A 23,522-nucleotide genomic window follows, 5' to 3' on the forward strand; every position below is an offset into this window, starting at 1 on the left:
GGATGAGCATGGCGGATCTGGAGGGCAGCAGATGATTGGCTGCTTCGGAAAAGTGCCCGCGAGCGCAGACTTCGTCAGCCTGCATGGCGCCAGCGAAGAAGCCTGCGAGTTCGACGCCTGGCTGCAGGGCGCGCTGGCCGACATGCAGCACCGCGAAGACTGGCGCACGCTTTTCGACCGGTTGCCAGTGTGTTTCTTCAGCTACCGGGCACGCAACGGCAATTGGCTGGTGGGCGGTTTGATCAGCTCACGGGACTCCAGTGCGCGACGTTATCCGTTCTTCATCTTTCAAACGGTGAAGGCCAGCGATGCCGGCGTGTTTGTGAACCCGTTCACCCTGAGCGAACTGTTCGCCGGGCAGATCAAGCCGTTGTTGCACATGGCGGCGCAGGCGGAAGGCACTGCGGTGCTGTTCGAGCGCATAAGGGCCTTGCGCCCGTTGCAAGGGCAGGACTTCGAGCTGTTCCGGCGTGTGCATGAAAAGTTTCTGGTGAACTTCACGCTGCGTGACATCGCCAAGTCGCTGGAGAGTTCTTACCCCGAGTTCATCAGCAATGCCGTGCTCACCAGGCTGCAAGCGTTGAGCCGACCGTCACACAAGGCGCCGGTCGGGATTTCCCTGCCGCTACCTGCCGAACGGGGCTTGAAGAACCCGACTGCAGATCTTTGGGTCAACTGGTTGTCGCGCCTCAACGCAAACAACGCTGTGCCACAGATCAGCATTCTGGCGGACGACTTCATGCGCCCCAGGCTGTTCTGTTTTCCGTCCCGCAATACCACAGGCGTGTACCGCGTGGTGACGGGCGTGGGTGAGCATTCGGAGAACTATGACGTGCTGGCCCCTTTCGACGCGTTCGACGAACACCACCGAGGCCATGTGTTTCCAGACATAAACCGCCCTCTTTATGACGTTATCGACCGTTTTGTCGATGTGCTGGATTTGAAGTCCGTATGAACAAAATCAAGTATTACTTCCTGCGCTACCAGCCCTACATACTAGGGGTCTGCTTTTTCCTGGCGATATTTATCGTCTGGAGCATCGGTCGAGCCCTTGGCTTCAGCTCGATGAATAGCCTGCTGACCGGTATCGGCCTGTTCCTGTTGCTGTCAGCCGCTTATGTTCTGCTGCTGTATCGCGGTGTGTCTCAGCATCAGAACCTTGAGGGGCTGTTGCGCGACGACGCCGATCAGGCCGTGCTCAACGCAAGCCCGGCAGATCGCGAAGAGGTCAGCATGCTGCGTGAGCGTCTGCTGCAAAGCATCGAGCGCCTGCAGAGCAACAAACCGAACGGCTCCAATGCCAAGGACGCGCTCTATGCCCTGCCCTGGTATCTGGTCGTCGGCCAGCCCGCAGCAGGCAAGAGCACCATGCTGTATCAGTCGGGTCTCAACTTCCCTTACGCCGAACGTGAAGGCGCACGTGTCGCCGGGCTGGGCGGCACGCGCAATTGCGACTGGTTTTTCAGCTCCGAAGCCGTGCTGCTGGACACCGCTGGCCGTTACATGAACGATCAGGAAGAAGCCGGCAAATGGCGGGCGTTTTTGCAGTTGCTGCGTCAGCATCGCCAGCGCAGACCGCTCAATGGCCTGATCGTGACGGTCAGCATCCACGACATCCTGCAAGCTTCGGTCGAGGATCAGGAGCGCATTGCCAAGCGTCTGCGCGAACGAATCCAGGAAACTCACGCCCTGCTGGAAGTACGCCTGCCGGTGTATCTGGTGTTCACCAAGTGCGATCTGGTACCGGGCTTTGTGCCGTTCTACCGTCAGCTGGACGACATGGCGCGTGGCGAGGTAATGGGCAAGACCTTCCCGCACAAAGGCTACGAGCAGGCCGACTGGGGCCAGCGCTTCGGCGTGGCGATGGACGAGCTGATCAGCTACTGGAAAGAGGTGGCGAATCAGCAGTTGGTACTGCAGGACATACAGATCACCCGCCAGGACACGGCGGTGTATCGCTTCCCGCTGGAGCTGGAAGCGCTGAAACCGCGCTTGCGGCTGTTCGTTGATGCCCTGCTGCGCGCCAACCCATATCAGAGCGCCGAGATGCTGCGCGGTTTCTACTTCACCAGCGCACTGGACGCCGATCAGCCGGAAATGGGTGGGCACACTCGCCAGGTCACTGAGCGATTCCAGCTGGAAAGCGAGCAGGATGTGGTGGACGGCAATGCGCAACCGCACCCGCTGTTCATCAACAGCCTGTTCCGTAAAGTGATCATCCCCGACCAGCACCTGGTGGCGCTGTACACCACCAACCACCGCGAGCGGCGTCGCAAGGCCGCCTGGATTGGCGGCGCCAGCCTGGTTGCCCTGTTGATCTGCAGCCTGTGGGGTTGGTCGTACTGGAACAACAAGGACAACATTCAGTCGATTTCCAATGAACTGGCCCAAGCCGTAGCGGATGACAGCAAGGCCACCGGGCAATACACCGAATGGCAGACACTGGATCGCATGCGCTTCTGGACAGCGCTCTATTACGGCCGTCATCACGATGAAGGTGTGCCATTGCGCATGCGTCTGGGACTCTACAGGGGCTATGACATCGAGCCGCTGTTGCGCACGCGCTACTTCAATCGCCTGGAAACGGTGATGCTCAAGCCGACCGCAGACAACCTGACGCGCTCGCTGTACCTGCTGACCACCATCAAGGTCTACCAGCGCAATGCCAAGGACCTGATGCCGGTCACTGGCGTAGACAGTGTCGAGCCCAAGGCCCTGCCGCCCGACAACCGTGCGCAGTCCATCGCGGCCTTCGGCAAGGCAACGCTGGACACGTACGTGATGCTGTCGCGAGCACAGCGCGAGAAGGCCGACCCGGCTTTCCTGAAAGCGAAGATGCCTGATTACTGGTACCCGGCCATCGCACGTCAGACCGGCAAGACCATCAACACGAATGCCGAGCCAGGCTCGAATCAGGATTACGAGTACGCCAGCCGCCAGATCAACTTCTACAGCGATCAGATTCACGAACTGGATGTGCCACGGATTCTCGACAACGCATTTCTGACATCCAGTTCGCGTAATTACATCAATAGCCTGCTGACGCAGTCGTTGAAGGCCATCGAGACGATTACGCTGGAGTCGGACACGCTGTTCGCCTTCGGTCGTGCGGATTTCCAGAGCCTGAAAACCGAAGGTCAAAACCAGTTGAGCGCGATTGCCGGCAAGCTGCTGAGCACGCCGAACATCGGCAAGATCGTGATCGCAGGTCACGCGGACCAGTTGGGTGACCCGCAGAGCAACATGCAGGTGTCCAAACAGCGGGCGCAGACCATCAAGACTTACCTGGTCGGCAAAGGTGTACCCGCCGAGCTGGTGGACGCGGTGGGTGAAGGCAGCGAGAAGCCTCTGGTCAAATGCGACATGCAGCAGCCCAGGGCTCAGTTGATTCAGTGCCTGGAGCCAAACCGGCGCGTAGAGATCGAAGTACGCGCACTCAACTGAGTGCGTGCCGGCAAGTAAACCGAAGCCCGGGTTGTCCATACGAAACCGGGGCCGTGGCAAGAGAACCTTTCTTGATTGTTTCAGAAAGGTTAATCAAAAGGACCGTGTTCTGTCCGTGGACGTCACGGTTTTAAATGAGAAAGGAGAAGCAGAAAATGGCATTTGACGCATATATCCAAATCGACGGCATCCCGGGCGAAGTTCTGGACGACAAGCACAAGGACTGGATCGAGGTACTGGGTTACGAGTTCGGCGCTACCCAAGCCACCTCGGCTACCGCCAGCTCCTCGGGCGGTGCTTCGTCCGAGCGCGTTGCACTGAGCGACTTCAGCATCCGCAAATCTGTGGACAAGGCTTCTGCCAAGCTGTTCGAAGCGTGCTGCAAAGGCACTCACATCGCCAAGATCCAGCTGAACGTAAACCGTGCAGGCGGCGACAAGCTGACCTACCTGACCATCAACCTGGAAGAAGTGGTCGTGTCTTCCGTCAAGGCTGTTGCAGGTGGCAATCAGAAAGGCGAAGACAACGCCGTCAGCGATCTGCCGATCGAAGAAATCAGCTTCAACTTCGCTCGCATCAAGACCACCTACACCCAACAGAGCCGTTCCGATGGCCAGGGTGGCGGTAACGTAACCGGCGGCTGGGACCGCACTGCGAACAAAGTCTTCGCATAAGTCTGTGACACATCGGGTCGCGCAAGCGGCCCGTCTTCAACACCGTGTCTGTCCAGACGCGGTGTTTTTTTCTCCTCTGATCAGAGTTGACTATGTCTGAATTTCTCAACGACCTTTCGCTTGCCGATCTGACGGCACCCATCAACGGGGGAAGTGGCGAGGACCTGAGCTTTTCCACCCTGTTCGATCAGGTCAAGGAAGCTCGTCGAGCAGACCCCGACTACCTTACCCAAGGTGACTGGCAAACCGATCTCAAGTCCTCTGACTGGGATCAGACCATCACGTTGGCCGCGCAGGGCCTCGCCGAACAAAGCAAGGACCTGATGCTCGTCGCCTGGCTCAGTGAAGCCCTGGCGCACAAATACCACTTTGTCGGCATCACCTTCGGCCTGACCGTGGCCGAACGGATCCTGCAAAATTTCTGGGACGACCTATACCCGTCTCTGGAAGACGGCGTGGAAGAACGCGCCGCCCGTCTGGCCTGGCTGAAAACCACACTCACCGAAGTCGTGGGCGGGTTGCCGATCACGCAGGGGCAGAACTTTGGCCTGCTGCGCTACGACGAGTCACGCCACGTCGAAAACCTCGCCCTGCAAAACCCCAAGGCCATGCACGCCGCTGTTGAAGAAGGCAAGATCAACGCCGAAATCTTCCAGCGCTCGGTCGTGCTGACCGACTCGGACCACCTGCGCCTCAAGGCCAGCGAAATCGCCGCCAGCCTGTACGCCTGCCAGCAGCTCCAGGCCACCGCCGACACCCTGTTCGGCCGCGACGCGCCGAGCCTTGTCACCCTCAGCGACATCCTGCAACGCGCCGGGCAACTGACTGAAAAGCTGCTCAAGGACCGTGGCATAGAACTGAGCCCGGCCCCCGCTGCCGCGACGCAGGCCGCCCCCGAAATCGCCGTCGACCAATCCGCAGGTGCCGCGATGACCCACACCACCCAGGAAAGCGCCTCCGCACCACTGCGCACCACACCGACCACCCGCGACGAAGCCTTCACCATGCTCGCCGGCATCGCGCAGTTCTTCAAAAACACCGAGCCGCAAAGCCCCGTCCCATACCTGATCGAGCGCGCCATCAAGTGGGGCAACATGCCGCTGGAAGGCTGGCTCAACGACGTTATTAAAGACAGCAACGTCGTGGACAGCATTCGCGATGTGCTGGGTACGAAAGAGCCGAAGCAGTAAGGGCAGTTCGTAGGATCGGTCTGTATGAACGTGCGTACAGACCTTTCGGAAAGGCGCCACAGGGTGAGTCTGCGTGCATGACTAACATAGCCGTTATTGATCTGGATAATTGGCAGATCGCCGCACGCAGGCCGCCCTGTCTTTTTGATCGCACCAAACGCTCCGCCTCGGGCACGAGCAATATTCGCACACATCACGGATAAGAGAATGAACACATCAGAACCAGAAAAAGCATCAAACCAATACAGCGATAAATGGAAAGAACGCTTCGCCTTTTTTGAAGCGCACGGCGGACCGAATGCTCCGGGGTTCAAGCCCGCGCTTAAGCAACTGCCTTTTCTGAAAAAAGTGAAAATAAATTTCAACTTCTTCGCGTTCTTTTTTGGGCCTATTTATTTATTCATCATGGGTTTGTGGAAGAAGAACCTGTCCTTCATCGCGATTATGATAGTGGTGTCTATCGCATCAGACATCGTGATGGAAAAGTATGGGTTTCGATACGCCAGGGAGGCCAGCTCTGCACTCGGATTTGTGTTTAACGCGCTTTACGGGCAGCTGACAAACTATGCCTACTACCTCAATGAAGTGAAAGGCAAGCAGAGTTGGAATCCGTTTGAGGGGTTGCGCTGGTAATACGAGCACATGGATTCTATTTCAGGGAGATTTAAATGTTTGAGCCTGTGGCCATTACAGCAGTATTGCTGTTCTTTTTAGCGCTGGGATTTTTTACTGTCTACGCGCCGATTAAAACCATTGCCTCGTTGATTAGGCGTGACAATCCTCTTGACCGTGTTTCACGGTTTTCTTACGCCATGTCGACGTGCTTATCATTAACCGCGGCAGGCTATGCATTCGTCGGTGCCTTCCTTGATTCGGACCAGACCGAAACGTTTTTATGGTTATCAGCCTATCTTTTTTTACAGGCAATAACGATGGCGATACTAATGATTAAAACCAGAGGACGCTCAAGGCTTGATAGGTTTTTGTAGCTGCTTGGCGTTCGCCTCACTCACTTGAAGTCTGCCGTTTTTAAACCCCACCTCTCATTTGGACAGGCATGGAGCCATTACTCACAAGGAAGCCAGTATGCGTCCAATCATCGTTGTCAACGATCCTACCTCAGATGCAGGTCAGGTCCTTGAGGGATCGCCCAGCATGTTCATAAACGGTTTGGCCGTGGCACGGGTCGGTGACCGAGTGTCCTGCCCGCATGGTATCGGGACCATCGTCAGCGGAGATGAAACCCTGCTGGTGGATGGCCGCCCGGTTGCCCGGGAAGGTGATTTTATCTCCTGTGGTGCGCGGCTGATGGCAACGCAGCAGGACACCGTGGACCTCTAAGGAACAGAGATGAACACAACGCTCAGCATCCACGCACAGGGAGCTTGACCATGACCACACCTTCAATCACCACTCCGGTCGCTACCAGCAAGAACATGTCGTGCAACATCAACCTTCCCTGGTTTGTGCAGGGCACCGAGTATTGCCCGGCCGAAGCTACTTTTGAGCCTTTGGTCAACGGAGAGCGCGCATTCGGCGCCGTGTACGACGCGATCATGGCTGCCAAGCACAGCGTTGAAATCGCTTGCTGGGGGTTTCAGCCCTCGATGTATTTCAAGCGTGGCGATACCTGCTCATTGTGTATCGGTGAGCTTCTGGCACTTAAAGCCCAAGAAGGGGTTCAAGTCAAAGTCCTCTGCTGGTCTGATTCGACTCACATGGCCCAAGCTATGGAAAACACGACGCCCGGCGACAACGTCAGCAATTGGATTCCCGGCCTTGATGATTTTTTCCACGCCACCTCTATTTCAAAGGGGTTAGGCTTTGATAGCACTACCAGAAAGCTTGAAGAGTTTCGCGCTAAAGGCGCACAGGATCGCGACAAGGACCAAATCGAGATCGACAAGTTGTGGTATCGCCAGGTTCGCCTCGCCTACACAGGCGCTGAAACCGGCGTTATCGAATTAGGTCAACGCTTTTTTCGCGTGATGGGATGGGGCGACGAAGAATCCATCAAAGACACGAGATTACAGTTCGTCACACGCGACTTCTCTGTCACTGACCGAGTGGAAACTGCATGGCGATTAGCGATGCAAGCGCTTGATCAAGATCGCAGTACAAAAAATAAAGTGATGAGTACAGGGGCTATGTTTCTCGCACCGACTCACCACCAGAAAATGGTGCTGGTGGATTACGAACAGCCTGACCTTGCGGTCGGCTTCGTGATGGGGCACAACACGCTGGATGCGTACTGGGACAAGGACGACCACGCCTATGAGCGCCAGACCGCGCAAAAAGGCCGCAACGGAACGACGCCTCGACAGGATATTTCGAGCCGTGTCACCGGCCCCATTCTTGAATATCTGAATCAGAATTTCTGTGAAGCCTGGGAAAAAGAAACCAAGGTCGATCTGCTCACAGCTCGCAAGCATATTGCAGATAAGCTAAAGGGTCGCCGGGAATATGGCACGCCACTTATGGCGCAGATACTCAGAACCCACAGCCAAAGCAACGTGAGGGATATTGAAAAGCTTTACCTAAAAGCGGTGAACAATACGTCTCAGTTCATCTACATCGAAAATCAGTATTTCCGCTGGCCACCGCTAGCGGAAAAGATCAAAAGCGTTGTGCAAAACCTTCTGGACGGTGGTCGCGACCTCAAAAAACATGGGCCTATCTATCTCTTCGTCGTGACGAACTCTTCTGAAGAGGGAATGGGCGACGGGTCAGTCAACACATTCCGCATGCTCAAGCACTTGGGCCGCCCGGAGCTGCTGCCGGGAGTCGCGCAGGCCGAGCGGCATGACGAACTGATGGATGAATTATATGCCGCTAAGCAGGAAGAGCTATTGGCCACACAGAAAGCTGCGGCTTTCAATCAGATCCACGGGATTGATCATACAGAGCGAGCCGCCCGCATTTACGAACCGTTGAAAACCAAGCTGGCAGAAGCTCGCGCAAAGGTCGAAAGGCTGGAGCAGGAAATGCCTGGAAAAGACGCAGAGCCTATAACGCCTTCAGAAATCCGAGGGCTCAAGATGCACATATGCACGTTAGTAGCACCTGACTCTCCTCCAGACGACTGGATGGATGTCTATATACACAGCAAACTGATGATTATTGATGACGTATTTACAACTATTGGATCGGCTAATATTAATACAAGAAGCATGCAGGTTGATACCGAGCTGAACATTTGCGTTGAAGATCCGACAGTGACTAAGCCGCTGCGCGAACATTTGTTTGACATACACACCGGCGAGACAAAAACGGAGCCTGGCATAGCCAGTATCTATCAGCAATGGCAAGCCATCATAGAAACAAACAAAACGAACAGAATATTAAACAAGCAAAAAAACGACGCAGTGAAACTACAAGGCCCAGTCGCCTCATTAGTTGAGTTTTTACAGGAAACCAAATCCAGAAAAAACTGGGACTGACAATGAAAAAAGCAATAATCAATTTATGTATATTGTTACTATTAACAGCCTGCTCTAAAAAGGACGATGAGATGCCTAGTCAGTCACAGATAGATTTCGCGTATGAGCGGTTAAAATTCCAGTGCGCATACGAAGCTGACGTTCTACAAAAACTAAATGAAGACGCTGATATTCTTTATAAGTACGGGCTTTTTCTTGAGAACCAAGAGAATAAGGAGGCGTACAACCAAGCTGTAATATTTTATCGTATAGCCGCCGCACACGACCATTACAAGGCCGCTACAAACTTACAAAATTTACTTTCAACCAGTCTTGTCAACTCCGTAGGAGCCCAAAAAGAAGTCATCAATTTAGCAAAATACTACATATCTAAAAACGTGCCTGGGGCTTACTATGATATGGGGCACTATTTGGAGATAGGCTACGGAGTGAAGAAAGACATACCTGGCTCTCGCGCCTATCTTCGGAGAGCAGCTGACTTAGGCAATCCGGACGCGCAATATTATATAGCCCAGTTGATAGGCGAGATCCCTAACACTGCGGACATAATGCAGTCAATGTATAAATGTGCAATGGAGCAAGGCCATTCGCAGGCGGCAAGAAAATATTCCAACTATGCTTCAGCAATACACGACTACAAAGATGCCGTAGCTGGTTACCAGTTCTCAGTTAAAGGTGGCGACAACATTAGTGCTCATCGTCTGGCACGCGGTTTTGAAGATAGAATACCTACTGACAGACTTTACTATTTAGCGCTAGAAAGAGATGAAGTACGAGCCGCAAGATACGATAAAATCAGCGACTTCTTAGTTCATCACGAACACTTAGGCGCTAAAATCCCTGACCTGGATGACATTGTCCCACTTCCACCAGCACCATTACCGGAGTGGGACGGCACGTTCAAATGGAAGCGTGATCGCGACTCTTCCGCACCACCTGCACCTCCGTCCGAGGAGCTGATTCAACGGATGGCGACAGAAAAAAATCTCGATCCTAAAACAGGTATTCCGCTACCTGTATCGAAGTGAAGAAGGCATGCGCGGGGTCATACCCGGTGCATACGCAAAGGAAAGGACTCCAATTCCGGGAGTCTTGCCCCGCAAATAGGCACACAAGGGAGTGGAAATGTTAAAGAGGCTGGTTTTTCTGGCAATTCTTATCACAAGCCTCTGCGCTTGCGAAAAGGAAGGCCATGACAGCGTTACTGATGAAGACATGGCCAAGGCCATGGAGAGGCTTTCGTTTGTCTGCACTCACGAAGCAGACCACTTGCCCGCGATAAGCGAGGATGCTCAGGTGCTGTATCGCTATGCCCTATTTCTGGAATCGAAAAAAGGCACCAAAGACTATCTGCAAATAGGCAGATACTACCGTCTGGCTTATGCAGCAGGTAACTATAGAGCGGCAACCAATCTGCACGGCTTGATCGCTCAAGGCGTTGTTGAAAGTGCCAGTCGCAGTAAGGAAGTGATTGATATCGTAAAGGATCTGATAGCACGAGGTATTCCGGGCGGCTATTATGATATGGGCCATTATCTGGAAATAGGCTATGGCGTGAAGCGAGATACGAGTAGCGCCAACGCCTACTTTCGCAAAGCTGCCGACCAAGGCAATCCCGATGCACAATATTATGTCGCCCGGCTACTTTCCAAAATCCCTGACACAGCCGATGTAATGCAATCAATGTACAAATGCGCGATGGAGCAAGGTAATGGGCCAGCAGGCGTTCATTACGCAAGCTATTCAAAAGTTGTTGGCCGTTATGCGGATGCGGTTACCGGCTTTCACACCGCAATTCGAAACGGTGACTACGATGCAGCACGCAACTTGGAACGCGCGTTTAAAGGCCCGCCACCATCCGAAGAGCTTTACTACATGGCCTTGCAACGAGATGAGGAACGTGTGGAGCGTCTGGAGAAAGTACGCAAATTCCTTACAGACAATCAATACCTCGGACCAAAAGTCCCAGACGTCGACCAAATCGTCCCCCTCCCCCCGGCCAAACTTCCGGATTGGGATGGCACGTTCGAATGGCTGAAAAAACGTGAGTCCACGCCCCCTGCTGAAAAGCCCTCGGAAGACATGATCCGAACGCTCAGTCAGGCGAAAGAACTTGACCCTGCTACAGGCATGCCTTTGACCAAAAAATAGCCAGACCGATTAGCTGGCAAAACACTGCGAGGGACTGCATTTCTTTTTATCGTGTACAGGAGCATCACCATGACAACATGCATTATCGCAATAATCTTGCTGATCATCATTTATCCAAAACTGTCCAGGGCAGTTAAGCGGGATGGGTTCTCAAAGGTGTTCACTGCTCGTAGGCTGTTCAAAACAGCGGGCGCTTTTTTCCTTGTTGGCGTGGGGCTGGGGTTTGTCAATATTGCAGCGCGAGCCGGTGCTGTTAGTGGGTCTGGAGTACCAGATGACTCGCGCTCGTTACTGGATACAATGGAGCTTACCAGCATAATAAGCCTGTGTATTGCGCTGGCACTCACAGTGCTTCCAGTCCTTAAAAGTCTGATGCAAAAGTATCAGGCCCGTTAAGCGGCGTGCTGCGCATCACCGGATAAACCGAATGCAGTTCAATCAGGCGCGTCATGCCTGCTTGATACACGACAGCGCGACCTTCAAAACCTCGCTCTCTCTCTTAAGGAAAAGAAATGCTCCCTCCTCGCAGGAATATTTACGATCGGCTGTCTGAAAAGCGACTGGCCGATCTTGAGCGGCAGCGCGTCATTGAGGCGCAGTTGCCGAAGGGTAATTTCACGTCCGGCTCTGTGGCGGTGGTGAATGCCTGGGTGTGGTTGCCCTGTGGTGTATTTGATACACCGCTCTCGGCTGATGAGCTTGCGCTGCGCCGTGCGGATTTTGATCATGACCCGCGCCTGGTGGACTCGCGCAGTTTGCGACGGCCCCTGCGCCGACTGGATACGCCGCAGGTCCGCTCGCCCGCTGTCAATGCGGCTGGGCGGGCTGTCGAGATTCTCAAGGCGATGTTTGCTCAGTGGGATGAGGCGTTTTGTTCACAGGTTGACTGGTCGAACACTCAGGTCATGTTGTTTACACCGACGGCGCTCAGTGAACTGGACTGGCTGGCCGCCGTGTGCCGGCTGTGGCCTCGCGATCAACTGCCTTATTACGCGTTTGACGTCACCATGCAGTCAGTGGCGCAGTGGTTGCCCGAGGCCTTGGGGCAAAGCTATGGCGCGCCCTATCTGTTGTGCCTGAGCCTGGACACCTGGGCCTGCAAGGAGCAGATGAAAGTCGGTGCTCTCGACGAAATGGCAGGGGAAGCGGTCAGCGCGGTCCTGCTGCAACGCGAGTCCAGCCCGCCTGAACCGCTGCGCGAAAGCGCTCTTAAACTGTATGCGCCTATCACTGAACGCCACGCCAGCCGCTACTCACAGACCCGCACCGACACGACGGTGCTGGAAAGCCTGATCGCCGTGCTGGGCACTCAAACCGGCCTGGACGCAAACCGAATCAAGGTGTTGATCGGCGATGGCGCGTTCGATGGGCAGCGTTTGCAGCAGCTTCATCATTACGCTCGGGCCTCTTTGCCTGATCTCGATCTGGAACGCCAGATCCGCCTGAACACGCTGGGCGCCCGGGTCGGGACTGCTACTGAACAATGGACGCAGATCGGGCTTGCGTGGCTGGCTGCCAGCGCAGAACCGGGCAGTGCCGCATGGATACTGGACCGTGGTTGCGCGGATCAGACTCAGGGCTGGCTGATCGGCTGACCACCCAAGGAATTGTAAGAAAGGAATGCACCTATGAACTCGATACTCGACGCCGCCATGAACGCTTTCAGCGGGCCGCTCAGTCAGGCCGGTCGCCTGCTGGAATTGAAGACGCCACAAGGTCAGGAACTGTTTGCGCTGCGTGCACATGCCGTGGAGCGTCTGAGCCACGTGGCCCGCTACACGGTCGATGTGATCAATCAGACCAACAGCTTTGATCCGGAGAAACTGATCGGTCAGGCGGTGCAACTGAGCATCCGCCTCGACGACGGCAGCCTGAGCCCTCGGCATGGCTGGGTCGAGAGTTTGCGTTATCTCGGCAGCGATGGCGGGCTTGAGGACTGGCAACTGGTGTTCGCGCCGTGGTTCAGCCTGCTGGAATACCGCATTGATTGCCGGATCTGGCAGGAGATGAGCTTGCCGGACATCCTTGCTCAGGTGTTTCAACGCTACAGCCAGGCCCAGGCCAACTACCGCTTCGACCTGCAGCGCGATTACCCGCTGCTGTCCTACGTGACACAGTTCAACGAGACTGACGCCAACTTCGTACAGCGCTGGTGCGAGCAGGAAGGCCTTTTCTGGTACGTGGAACACAAGGACGACAGTCATTGCATCGTGTTCACCGACAACATCATGTCGCTGCCCACCCTGACTCCCGAGAAGCTGCGTTTCCACACTCAGCAAGCCGCCGACCTGACCGACAGCATCACCCAGTGGAGCCCCGGTGCACGCCTGCTCAATGGCCTGGTGCAATGGAGCAGCAGCGAATACCGCAGTCATGCGCAGCCGCAGGTTACCCACTCAATGGCATTGCCTGCCGCATCGGCGCCGCCAGACCTTGAACGTTATCAATACCGTGGCCAGTACGCATGGCAGAACCTCAGCCGGGGCGAATGGCTCGCCCGCGTGCAGATCGAACAGGATGAGTCGGCAGCTCGTCGTATTCAGGGCCAGGGCGGTGTACGGCAGATGCAGCCGGGTCATGGGTTTGAACTGACCCAACACCCGCTTTACGAGCTCAAGACGCTCAAGGACCGTCAGTTTCTGATCGTCGCCGTAGAGTTTTTTGTGCAGAGCAACCTGCCGATCGGCAAGACGCGACCAAGCCCGCCTGGCAGTCTGAAAACACAGCTGGACGCCGTGCAGGCTCGTTCATCGCTGCCGGTTGGCGATGAAGGCTTCTACCTGAATCGCTTTGAAACACAGCGTCTGGATATCCCCTATCGCAGCGCGTTCACCCACCAGAAACCGGCCCATCCCGGCCCGCAGACGGCCGTTGTCGTGACGCCCACAGGGCATGAAGTTTTCACTGACAACCTGAACCGGGTTTGCGTGCGCTTTCATTGGGATCGGCTGATGAAAGACGGCGAGCTGGGCTCGTGCTGGTTGCGCATGATGCAGTCGAGCAGCGGCCAGGACTGGGGCAGCGTCAACGTGCCGCGCGCAGGCGAAGAAGTCGTCGTTACCTTTCTTGATAACGATATCGACCGTCCGCTGATCATGGGGCAGGTCTACGGCGGGCATAAGCCTGCGTGGCATTCCAGTGGTTTGATGAGTGGCTATAAAAGTCAGGAGATTCAGGGGAGCGGTTATAACCAGTGGGTGATGGATGATTCCACCGGCCAGGTCAGGACCCAGATCCACAGCAGTCATGGGCACAGCCAGCTAAACCTTGGTTACCTGATCGATCAGCAGGGCAATTCGCGAGGTGCGCTGCGCGGTGCCGGGTTTGAACTGCGCACTGACGCCTACGGCGCCTTGCGTGCTCAGCAGGGGCTGTACTTGAGCACATGGCCGCGCAACAAAGCGCTGGGCGGGCAGATCGACACGCAGGAAGCTCAGCAGCATCTGAGCAACGCTCAGGCACGGGTCAAGGCGATGTCGGATATTGCCGAGCAGCACAACGCGCTGCCGATGCCGGGCGGTATCACAAGCCTCGAGCAGCTCAACGCCGACACACAGGCCAATTACGGCAGTGGCGGCGAAAGCCAGGTCAGTAGTGGCCCACAACAGCGTAATGGCGGTGACACCAAGGCGGCGATCATGAGCGGCGGTCGGGGCCAGACTTCGGGCTATAAAAAGCCCTTACTGGTCGCCTCCTCGCCCGCCGACATCGTGACCGTCACGCCACAAAATACCCACATTCACAGCGGCAAACAGTTGACCCTCTCGACCGGCGAGGACACCAACCTGGCCAGCGGCAAGTCACTGTTGGTGAGCGTTGCGCAAAGCATCAGCCTGTTCGCCCAGTCGGCAGGCGCCAAGCTATTTGCAGCAAAGGGCAAGATTGAAATACAGGCTCAGAACGACAGCATCGAGCTGACCGCAAAGGAAAGCGTGCGCATCACCTCGACGGCCCGCACCATCGAGATCGCCGCACAGGAAGAAATCCTGCTGACCAGCGGCGCGGCGTATATCCGCATCAAGGGCGGCAATATCGAAATTCATGCCCCCGGAACCATTGATGTAAAAGGCGTGAAAAAGACCTTCAACGGCCCTGCGCAACTCAACCGGGACAACCCGGCGTGGCCAACCGACGCGATCAAACAGAAGCTTACGGCCTATGCAGGGCTTAGTAGTGCGGCGGGCTATGCAGCGTGGACAGGTCAGCCGTACACCATTCTCGGCGACGGCGCCGAAGTCAAAAAAGGCGTGATGGACGCCACGGGACAGATCGCCATCGACCATCACGTCACCACCAGCCAGTACAAGATTGACCTGAGTAACGGCGTCAGTTACGACCTGCCAGTGGCGGGCGATTACAAAGGCGACGCCAAAAATGCAGAGCTGGCCAACCGCGGGCTTCACCGCCACGAAAACGCGTCGCACCCCGATGTAAACCCGCGCGACAATCGCAGCCTGTTCCGTAATGCCTACGACCAATTGAGTAATCCGGGGTCGGAGGCATGACTGCTGGGCAGGCTGTTCAAGCGGGTCGCCTCAGCGAGCAAAGTCAGGAGTTGACGTAGGCGTTAGCTCCCGCGCGGGTCTAGCGGTGCAGTGGGCGCTGGCTGAATTCGGAATTGACAAGAAGATCGGGGAACTCCTCGACATTGAGAGGCCGTAATGATTGACTCCACCAAACTGAAAAAATTTACCTGGTTTCTATTTGTTTTTTTAGTTTCCATAATGGCTTTGGGGCTTTCAAGCATTAGGTATTACGGACCTGTATACATCACCATTTTTCTGTGCGTACTAATGTGGACTTTGTATCTTGTCTATGCGTGTGAAAGATTTACTCTATATACGATTTCAGTCTTAGTTGCAGTAGTGATCTTCTTCTGTTTTGTTGCTTCCCTCTCAGCCTATCTGGTTGCCGCAAGATTCTGGGGCAAAGCAAGTGCTGCTGCACTCATGGCGGGGCTGGTTCCAGCGGTGCTGACGTCGTTGACGTATCTGATTTTGGTCAATGGAAAGCCATCATTTCATCCATTTGAATATGATGGAATCAAGGTCCAGCCACGTCCGCAAAAAAAGCTAAAGAAATCCACTGCCTACAGCCCTCTTTTACTGGCTGGCGTAACCACGTTGGCAGCCAGTATTTTTATCAAAGTAGCCGGGGCTCTTACTGCTGGAGCGGTTGCAATGTTTGGGCTAACGGCTTTTTCCATAGGGTTGCTATTCCATGCACGTCACATAATCAGAGGCCTGCGCACGCTTCGCATTCAACAAAAAACCATGCCCACCCCCTACACGTTCATGCAAATCGACGAGATTCGAGCGGCTCGTAATCGCTGGTGGCTGAGCAGGCTGTTCAAGTGGATCGCGTCTTGGGGAAAATCGTCAGGTGCCTGATATTCGATGATCGCCACCTGACGACCCGGCAACGCCGCTATCTATCGAAGTGGATAACCCGGATTTCGCCATTCTCGACATCCACTGCGTAGGTCACACCATTCCAGCAGCCCACGACAACCTGATCATTTTCATCGCGGTAAAGACTCATGAACGGCTTGTCAGCCTGTGTGCCGTGTGAGCTTTCATCGATTTGCCAGAGCACCTCGCCAGTCTTCGACACAGCGAAGATATTCCGGTTGAAGATCGTTCCCGCCGAAGGCTCAAGTCGGACTAATACGTTGCCGCCCGACAGCAGAAACGTATCCACTGGATAAGGCATACAGACACGCCGATTCTCTATCCAGAGTTCCCCGTCCACGATCCGGCAATGATGCGAACTCATCACTCAGCCTTCAACCCCCTCTACATACAGCGCCTCGTAACGTGCCATCGTGTCGCTGAGCCGCTGCCGCAGATACCCGTTCGCATGCCCCAAGGCTGCCAGGATCTGTGCGGATTCAACCAGATACGACGCTCGTTTTGTCTTCGCCCAGGTAGACGGCGCTGACTGGAGATTGGTGATGCGATCGCACAACTTGACCGACGCTGCTTCTTTGGAGTGGCTGGCTATCCCTGCGAAGTAAAGCGCTTCGGAAAACGGCACGATCAGGTTCTTGCTCGGGCACGCCACCGTTGAAGCCACCTCGGCACCGAATGCCTCGGCCAGCTCATCCTGAGTTACCGGCGTGTCTTCGAGCACATCGTGCAGCAACGCAGCAGGCAGCGCGACTTCAAACGCACCCACGGACTCTTCGCGATGGGCAAAGATCAACTCGTTGGCAACCATCGCTACGTGGGTCGTGTAAGGCAGCTTTCCGCCAAGCACAGAGCCAGGCTCGTATCATCTGTCCACTCACCAGCTTTAAGATTGAAAGGGCCGCCACCCACCATGTCATGGACATGGCTACGATCACGAGGCAAAAATTCCAGTGTTGTGCCCACGGCATCACCGATGGCCAGTCCAAGCAAGCATCCTTTGGCACGGTCCAGCGCTTGTCCTTCGGTCAAGGCGCATGCCCTTGAGGCTATCCAGTCGGACCTTTCTATCGGCAACCGCGCAGAGGGCGGCGGCAGCAAGTGACGGTAGCGCTCAACGTATCGATGGAGAGTATCGTTGGAGCTTCTCAAGTCAATCATGGGTCCTTCCAGAGTAATTTCTCAAAGTGCAGAGTCGTGATAAAAGTCGCTGCCTTTCGGCGATTCTATACCGCTTGATAACGACTAAATAGCCGTTCCACGGTTTGTTCCTGGCTGCACAATCAAAAGATCATCCCGCTCTCTTCTACGGCAATCCATGACAAATGCCTCCGCTGCATCGAGGTCTCTATGGAAAAGATCAAAGCTGGCTTGGTCGATTTCGTAATACTCCTCGTAATCGACCATTCTGTTGCTCACCGGGAAAGATATGTACAAATGGCCAGAGGGTTCCTCGATACCTAAAGAGAACTTAAGCTCGCGACTTACGAAACTGTCGTTAAATCTCATACCACCTCTTGAAATCGTCTTCAGCGTGCCGTATTGACATGGACCAATCCTTTTTCAGAGGGCAAAGCAATGGAGTCTCTCCGCCAGTCGACCCCATACTAAGCGCTCCGTAGCCTGAATCAGTAGCCGCCTTGCGAGCGACTCGCGCAACGTCATCAGTGCTTATGAAAGGCATCCTGACCCGATTGTTCAAGGACGCCACAGACCTTCAGGAAGCTGAATTTTCAGCCCATTTGCTGACTGATTCGCGATGTAATAAACATCCATCAAAGCTCGCGCCAGCTCGTCATCTGTCCCTTCGAATTCCTTGGCTGCAAGGGCACCGATGGAAAGCTTATGAAGTCTGGACTTGTCCTTTTCAACACCCTCAAAAACGGATTTTATATAGAGAAGCTGATTTAGAACTGCCGCATAGACTGTAAACGCAGGATAGCGGGCTGTACGCTCTTTGATTAGGGCGATAGCGTGATCTATAAACCCCATAGAAGTTTCGAACTTCATAAACGCCCCATACCAATCAATCTGAACCGATCGAAAACTTGGCACACAAAAAATATATTTCCGATAAGCCTTTCAGTCCTTAGCCATCTTAGCCGCCAACATCTTGTAAGCTTCAGTTTCTCGCCCCTCTATGAGTTCTATATAGAAATCCGTGTACGCAGCCTCTAGATCCTTATATGACTGTAAGCGTGTCTCAGTGAAAAGCTTGTAACCTGGAATATCTCGTGGCTCAACAAGCTTTGTAATTTGGCCGCGTTCCGCGAGATCAAGCAGACCGCCAAGCTCAGACAGCAATATTGATGCCGCTGCATCAATACCCCTGTAAAACTCAATTAGCTTCCGAAGCTTTTCTGCTGCTGACTTTAAAGCATCGACGTTCATTACTCACCCAGCTTTCAATTATCCCAACGAGCCAAGCTTGGTACCAGGGCTTACCAAACACCGAAGGTAAACCAGTCCAAATAATTTAACCACCAGTTAAAAGCGCGCCACAATTCAAACTTTACCGCCCATCCACCTGTACACAGTACTCTTGATCGCCAACCATTTTGCAAGGCCAATGATCATTGATATAACGCGTAGGCTTGAAGCAAACCCGCTCATCGTTCACCCAAAACAATTGCCATGCCGAGCCAGAAATAAGTAGTTTAGGACAAGGCGTGTAGTCTTTAGCAAGTAGCATGATCGTGGTTAGTATAATTATAGCGGGCACAACATAGATTATTATCTTGACAGAAAGGTAGAGCATCAAGCTTTGAAATCGATGCAAGAAAGAGTTGCTGGGAGGGTCAAATTTCTTTCCTGTCCATATTGCTATAGCGCCTCCGACAGTGATGAGCAACACGGTCGGCGGAACCATTAGCAGGGCAAAGGCAAGGTAAGGAGTTTCTACGACAGGTGCATTTCTGTATAGGCGCCCATACAAAGGCAGCACATGTTCCCAAATCCAGTAAATTGAAAAAACACCGACCAACGACATAAAAAAAACGAATATCGCCGCCCCCACTCTGAACAAAATAGGTGACACAGAACGCACCTCCACATTTAAATCATTACTCATAAAAATTCTAAAACCTTGGAAGTTTGAAATTTGAAAAATTAGGCAATTCAGGAGCATTGGGCCAATTTGGAAGAGGTAACTCGCCAGGCTGAATTTTTTTTAGAATCCACGATTTAGTCTCGTCGACTGCCGTATCCATCAATTTCTGTATAATGCTCGTCGCCAACTCTTCTGTATAAACCTGCAAATCTTTCGCGCTTATTCTTGAGAGCTTCTCGTGGAGCTCAGCTACGTTATCCACTGCGTAGCGCATCCCCGACTTCACACTACTTTTTATATTATACCGGTTATCCAATTCATTTAAGCCAATCCCAACGACCAATACAACTATGGCTACCGTTACCACGGGCAGTGCTGCTGTTACGAAGAAGGCTCCGGCCGCCACTCCAGCGGCATATCCTATCGCAGTCGCTATACCCGCCTTTATAAGTTCGACACCGACTCCGGCGAACAAATCAGACCATACGCGCTCATCGTTGAATACCCACTCTAGTACCTCAATAATAACGGCTACATAGCAAGATATTTTAAACCCCTTGATTACACCTTTTTGTAAGCCGTACCTACCTATGCCCATCTCGACAAGCTGAGCATTCCGTATCCCGTAGCGTGTTCCATTCAGTCGTCTTCTAAGGCCTGGATAACCGGTAATTACGACATATTCCTTTCCATTCTTTACCGAAATGCGCACCTTGGTCCCAAACCCGCCGATATCACTTAGCAAGCGAGTTATATTGTAAGCATCATACGCTCCCAGAGCGGAAGGCACTGCCCAAGTCGTATTGACTAAAGGATGTAATGTTGCATTGTATATAGACTGAGTGCCCCCTCGTAGGCCATCCAACATACTAGGCTGAGTTCGTGGGCAAACCTGTGGTTGCTGCGTGCCGAGGCCATAGGAAGCATTACGCTCCATTACCAGCATGTTGGCGTGCTCTATGCCTAACACAACCATCTCACGCTGATTTTGATCTACCTCGTGACCTAGCTGATCGAGCTGGGTATCACTCAAGCTCATGGCTTACTCCCTGTATCTATGGCTGTTAGCTCCCGCCGGGGTAGCATCAGACACTGAGGGTGCACCGAGAGGAAAATAAAATCAAATGAGCATAAGGCCATCATTGATCGGATGACGTGACTTGACAAATGACTTTCAAGCAGGTTCCATCTTGGATTTAATGCCAATTTTGCAGGAGGCAGCTAGTGATTTCGGATCTCATTGGGCAATTTACAGCTCAGAATAATAGACTCATCACATTCGACTCCCCTCTGCCTCCTGAGCAGGAGCTTGTTCTTGAAAGCTTCAGTGGCGAAGAAGGGCTTTCAATCCTGTTCGAGTATGAGCTTCAATTGCTATCCAGCGATGCGAAAATCGAGCTTAAAAAGTTAATTGGCAAAAAAGTCTCGATGGAAATAACTTTGGCTGATGGTGGTACGAAGGTGATCAGTGGACACTGCTCGCATTTCAACCATGCTGGCGCCAATGGCGGGATCGCTAATTATGCAGCGACCGTAGTACCTTGGTTGTGGATACTCAGTCGTCGACGAGACTCACGTATCTTTCAAGACAAATCTGTCGAAGATATAATCAGAGAAGTATTTGCCTATTACCTTTCTTTAGCCGACTATGAGTTTCGCCTAAGTCGATCATTGAAGCCAATTAGCTATTGTACGCAATACCAAGAGTCGGACCTTAATTTTGTACTCAGACTTCTTCAACAGGAAGGACTCTTCTTCAATTTTGAGCATCGTAAGGATGGGCACAAATTAGTTGTCTTTGACGATAGCCTGAATTTCGAGCCACTGCCGGGGCAGCCGTCAATACGTTATCATACAGCATCGGTAACTGAAGAATCTGACTCTATCACTGAATGGTCATCCCAGCGAGCCCTTCACTCGACACGGCTATCGTTAAAATCATTCGACTACAAACAGCCTAGGTTTTCCAACCAGGTACAGCTTGAGACCTTAGCCAAGCAGGGGGATATTGGAGAGTACGAAGTTTTTGAATATGAGGGACTTTACGGTTATTCAGATCCACAGCATGGGCAACAGATTGCTCGCAATCGGCTTGAAGCCATGGAAGTTCTGGGCAAAACCTTTCAAGGTAGGAGTAACTGTCGTGCGATGCAGCCGGGCTATTATTTCGAACTTACTCAACACTATGATCACGACAATGGGTCTGTTGAAGACCGGCAGTTTCTATTGTTAAGCGTAAAACATTCAGGCCGAAACAACTACTCCGGCTCAGGAGAAGCGTTTTACCAGAACCAGTTTATTTGCATTCGCCGCAAAATTCCGTTCAAGCCTCCGCTGACCACACCACGAGCTTTGATAGGCGGCCCCCAAACCGCAATCGTCGTCGGCCCGCCAGGCGAAGAGATCTACACCGACGAGATGGGCCGCGTAAAAGTACAGTTCCACTGGGACCGCTATGGCAAGTTTGACGACAAGAGCTCCTGCTGGGTCCGTGTCGCTCAGTCCGGCGCCAGCGGCGGCTTTGGCAGTATTCAGATCCCACGCGTCGGCGACGAAGTGGTGGTTGTGTTTCTTGATGGCAACCCTGACCGCCCGCTCGTCATGGGCAGCCTGTACAACAGCCAGAACACACCGCCGTGGTCACTGCCGGCCAACAAGACCCAGAGTGGCTTCCTGACACGTTCGGCCAAGGGCGATGGCGGCACAGCCAACTTCTTCCGCTTTGAAGACAAGGCCGGTGCCGAACAAGTGATCGTGCATGCCGAACGCAACATGGACACCGAGGTTGAGCTGGATGAAACACATCAGGTCGGAAATAACCGCAAGGTGACTGTCGGCGGTACCAATACGGAAATCATCCAAGGCGATACGTTAATCAAAATTGAGCAAGGCTCGCTGAAGATTACCGTCGACAAGCAATTGGTTAATATCTCCGCCATGACTGAAATCACACTGACGGTAGGGTCCAGCAGCATCACCCTTAAGCCAAAAAGCATTGAGATCAAAGGCGACGAGATAAAAATTCTCGGCACAAACACCTTTGTTGAAGGCGACCGTGTCGATATCAACATAGAGAAGTCCTGACATGAACAGGCCCAGTCTTTACGACCGTATTTCGGCGAAGCGCCTGGCTGACGAGGCTTTGGCGCGCGAGGAGGCGTTGCGCGTAGCAAATGCTCCGCCGATCATTCCCGAGCCTGAACCCGTGCCGGTTTTGCCGCTTGAATTGACCTGCAACGAGATAACGATTGCCGGGCTAAAACTGGTTATGCCGCAACGGGTAAACTTTCAGGAAGTCAGTATTACTCTCGAAAAAGACGGGCATCCTGTCACGCTCTCCATAAAGCGTCGGCCTGTCCGGGATGATCTAGCGTTGAATCGCTATGCAGACCTCTATGTGACAAATCTGCGTCAGGCTCACCCTGATATCGACATATTGCGCCAGCGAGATTGCCTGCTGGCGGGCAATGCTGCTGTGGTGCTGGACTACGTACTGAGTGCCGGGCGTGACCTTCGTCATGGCCGTGCCATCAACGCGATCACTACCGCCGAGAACGGGGACAAGCAATGGCTTTGTATCTCCACGATGATCGATCCCGACACGGCTGAGCTAGCAGATTGGTTGATCGATTTCGATGCGGTGCTTGAAGCAATTATCGCTCACTGATTTCTCTTTTCCGCCTCTCAGGATATTCACAATGGATTATCAGCTTCACGAAGGATCAATCGCATTACCGGACGGGTTCAAGGATCGGACCGTGAATATGTTCGCTTTCGGTAACAGCGTCCCTGCGCCTCTGAATATCACGATTTCTCGTGATGACATGCTTCCCGCAGAAGACCTGAGCACTTACATAAGCCGACAGGTAAAGCTCATCGCGAATCAGCTTCGCGGCTATACCCTGGTTGGCAAGACACCAGCCTTGCTGTCTACAGGGCAGCAAATGTCTGGCATACAGGTAGACGCCTACTACATGCACGAAGGCAGACCGGTTTACCAGCGCCAAGCGGCTTTTGAAATCACCCCTGGACGTATACTGGTGTTTTCGGCAACCAGTCAGACTGACTTCAGCGCCACGCAGGACGAAGACTGGTTGCAATTGCTGGCCAGTTTTCAGCCACGTCTGAATGACGTTGAGCTTACCCGCACCGAACAGGAATAAACC

At 53.6% G+C, this 23,522-nt stretch carries 23 protein-coding genes and 2 pseudogenes; 17 read left to right on the top strand and 8 right to left on the bottom strand.

Annotation, left to right across the window (positions count from 1 at the left end):
• The first annotated feature begins 31 nt into the window (after positions 1-31).
• The 14 genes from tagF (at position 32) to POR16_RS24455 (ending at position 16,289) form a co-directional block, all read left to right on the top strand.
• Positions 32-955 carry a type VI secretion system-associated protein TagF gene (gene tagF / locus POR16_RS24390; protein ID WP_005895928.1) on the top strand — a complete coding sequence of 308 codons (924 nt, stop codon included), beginning with the start codon at positions 32-34 and terminating at the stop codon, positions 953-955.
• Positions 952-3,444 carry a type VI secretion system membrane subunit TssM gene (tssM, locus tag POR16_RS24395; RefSeq protein ID WP_005895923.1) on the top strand — a complete coding sequence of 831 codons (2,493 nt, stop codon included), beginning with the start codon at positions 952-954 and terminating at the stop codon, positions 3,442-3,444. The genes tagF and tssM overlap by 4 nt, the downstream gene beginning before the upstream one ends.
• Before the next feature lie 155 nt (positions 3,445-3,599).
• Positions 3,600-4,118, top strand: coding sequence for an Hcp family type VI secretion system effector (locus POR16_RS24400; RefSeq protein WP_002551414.1), 519 nt, complete (start codon positions 3,600-3,602; stop codon positions 4,116-4,118).
• A gap of 92 nt (positions 4,119-4,210) precedes the next feature.
• Complete coding sequence (gene tssA / locus POR16_RS24405) at positions 4,211-5,308, top strand: type VI secretion system protein TssA (RefSeq protein ID WP_005895919.1); 1,098 nt, start codon at positions 4,211-4,213, stop codon at positions 5,306-5,308.
• A 207-nt stretch (positions 5,309-5,515) separates the two neighbouring features.
• Positions 5,516-5,941: a DUF2628 domain-containing protein gene (locus POR16_RS24410; protein ID WP_005895916.1), complete on the top strand. Its 426-nt coding sequence runs from the start codon at positions 5,516-5,518 to the stop codon at positions 5,939-5,941.
• A gap of 35 nt (positions 5,942-5,976) precedes the next feature.
• Complete coding sequence (locus tag POR16_RS24415; protein ID WP_005895914.1) at positions 5,977-6,297, top strand: hypothetical protein; 321 nt, start codon at positions 5,977-5,979, stop codon at positions 6,295-6,297.
• A gap of 97 nt (positions 6,298-6,394) precedes the next feature.
• Positions 6,395-6,649, top strand: a complete 255-nt coding sequence (locus POR16_RS24420) for a PAAR domain-containing protein (protein WP_005895913.1) — start codon at positions 6,395-6,397, stop codon at positions 6,647-6,649.
• Positions 6,650-6,699: 50 nt separating this feature from the next.
• Positions 6,700-8,748 (top strand): phospholipase D-like domain-containing protein, encoded by a 2,049-nt coding sequence (locus tag POR16_RS24425; RefSeq protein ID WP_005895910.1) that lies wholly within the window; start codon positions 6,700-6,702, stop codon positions 8,746-8,748.
• Between the two features lie 2 nt (positions 8,749-8,750).
• Complete coding sequence (locus tag POR16_RS24430) at positions 8,751-9,776, top strand: SEL1-like repeat protein (RefSeq protein WP_221033348.1); 1,026 nt, start codon at positions 8,751-8,753, stop codon at positions 9,774-9,776.
• A gap of 97 nt (positions 9,777-9,873) precedes the next feature.
• The gene (locus tag POR16_RS24435; protein WP_005895906.1) at positions 9,874-10,899 is read left to right on the top strand and encodes an SEL1-like repeat protein; all 1,026 of its coding nucleotides are present in this window, start codon (positions 9,874-9,876) and stop codon (positions 10,897-10,899) included.
• 69 nt (positions 10,900-10,968) lie between these two features.
• The gene (locus tag POR16_RS24440) at positions 10,969-11,295 is read left to right on the top strand and encodes a hypothetical protein (protein ID WP_005895905.1); all 327 of its coding nucleotides are present in this window, start codon (positions 10,969-10,971) and stop codon (positions 11,293-11,295) included.
• 116 nt (positions 11,296-11,411) lie between these two features.
• Positions 11,412-12,494, top strand: a complete 1,083-nt coding sequence (locus POR16_RS24445; RefSeq protein ID WP_005895904.1) for a hypothetical protein — start codon at positions 11,412-11,414, stop codon at positions 12,492-12,494.
• A gap of 33 nt (positions 12,495-12,527) precedes the next feature.
• Entirely contained in the window at positions 12,528-15,404 is a 2,877-nt protein-coding gene (locus POR16_RS24450) for a type VI secretion system Vgr family protein (protein WP_122381267.1), read from the top strand.
• 156 nt (positions 15,405-15,560) lie between these two features.
• A complete protein-coding gene (locus POR16_RS24455) occupies positions 15,561-16,289 on the top strand; it encodes a hypothetical protein (RefSeq protein ID WP_005895898.1) in 729 nt (242 codons plus the stop codon).
• Positions 16,290-16,326: 37 nt separating this feature from the next.
• Here POR16_RS24455 and POR16_RS24460 read toward each other — a convergent pair whose 3' ends face one another.
• From POR16_RS24460 to POR16_RS24495, 8 genes and pseudogenes are all read right to left on the bottom strand, one after another.
• Positions 16,327-16,674: a DUF7957 family protein gene (locus POR16_RS24460; protein WP_230855624.1), complete on the bottom strand. Its 348-nt coding sequence runs from the start codon at positions 16,672-16,674 to the stop codon at positions 16,327-16,329.
• Positions 16,675-16,677: 3 nt separating this feature from the next.
• Positions 16,678-17,151, bottom strand: a pseudogene (locus tag POR16_RS24465) (HD domain-containing protein); the annotation flags it as partial.
• Positions 17,136-17,468 (bottom strand): annotated as a pseudogene (locus POR16_RS24470) (ADP-ribosylglycohydrolase family protein); the annotation flags it as partial. The pseudogenes POR16_RS24465 and POR16_RS24470, both read right to left, overlap by 16 nt.
• 84 nt (positions 17,469-17,552) lie before the next feature.
• Complete coding sequence (locus POR16_RS24475) at positions 17,553-17,816, bottom strand: hypothetical protein (RefSeq protein ID WP_005895891.1); 264 nt, start codon at positions 17,814-17,816, stop codon at positions 17,553-17,555.
• 189 nt (positions 17,817-18,005) lie between these two features.
• Positions 18,006-18,317 (bottom strand): immunity protein Tsi6 family protein, encoded by a 312-nt coding sequence (locus POR16_RS24480; protein WP_005895889.1) that lies wholly within the window; start codon positions 18,315-18,317, stop codon positions 18,006-18,008.
• A 72-nt stretch (positions 18,318-18,389) separates the two neighbouring features.
• On the bottom strand, positions 18,390-18,698 hold the full coding sequence (locus POR16_RS24485) for a hypothetical protein (RefSeq protein WP_005895887.1): 309 nt from the start codon (positions 18,696-18,698) through the stop codon (positions 18,390-18,392).
• 121 nt (positions 18,699-18,819) lie between these two features.
• Positions 18,820-19,377, bottom strand: coding sequence for a hypothetical protein (locus POR16_RS24490; protein WP_005895885.1), 558 nt, complete (start codon positions 19,375-19,377; stop codon positions 18,820-18,822).
• A 7-nt stretch (positions 19,378-19,384) separates the two neighbouring features.
• The gene (locus tag POR16_RS24495) at positions 19,385-20,395 is read right to left on the bottom strand and encodes a hypothetical protein (protein ID WP_122381266.1); all 1,011 of its coding nucleotides are present in this window, start codon (positions 20,393-20,395) and stop codon (positions 19,385-19,387) included.
• A gap of 185 nt (positions 20,396-20,580) precedes the next feature.
• On the opposite strand from POR16_RS24495, the gene POR16_RS24500 reads away from it, so the two are divergent.
• Genes POR16_RS24500 through POR16_RS24510 form a run of 3 tightly spaced genes read left to right on the top strand, consistent with a single transcriptional unit; the run spans position 20,581 to position 23,519 of the window.
• Positions 20,581-22,440 carry a type VI secretion system Vgr family protein gene (locus POR16_RS24500; protein ID WP_042932932.1) on the top strand — a complete coding sequence of 620 codons (1,860 nt, stop codon included), beginning with the start codon at positions 20,581-20,583 and terminating at the stop codon, positions 22,438-22,440.
• 1 nt (position 22,441) lies between these two features.
• Positions 22,442-23,023, top strand: coding sequence for a hypothetical protein (locus tag POR16_RS24505; RefSeq protein ID WP_005895880.1), 582 nt, complete (start codon positions 22,442-22,444; stop codon positions 23,021-23,023).
• Between the two features lie 31 nt (positions 23,024-23,054).
• Entirely contained in the window at positions 23,055-23,519 is a 465-nt protein-coding gene (locus tag POR16_RS24510; RefSeq protein WP_005895878.1) for a DcrB-related protein, read from the top strand.
• The last annotated feature ends 3 nt before the right edge of the window (positions 23,520-23,522 follow it).

The organism is Pseudomonas coronafaciens pv. oryzae str. 1_6, assembly GCF_000156995.2.
Classification (GTDB): Bacteria; Pseudomonadota; Gammaproteobacteria; order Pseudomonadales; family Pseudomonadaceae; genus Aquipseudomonas; species Aquipseudomonas tremae.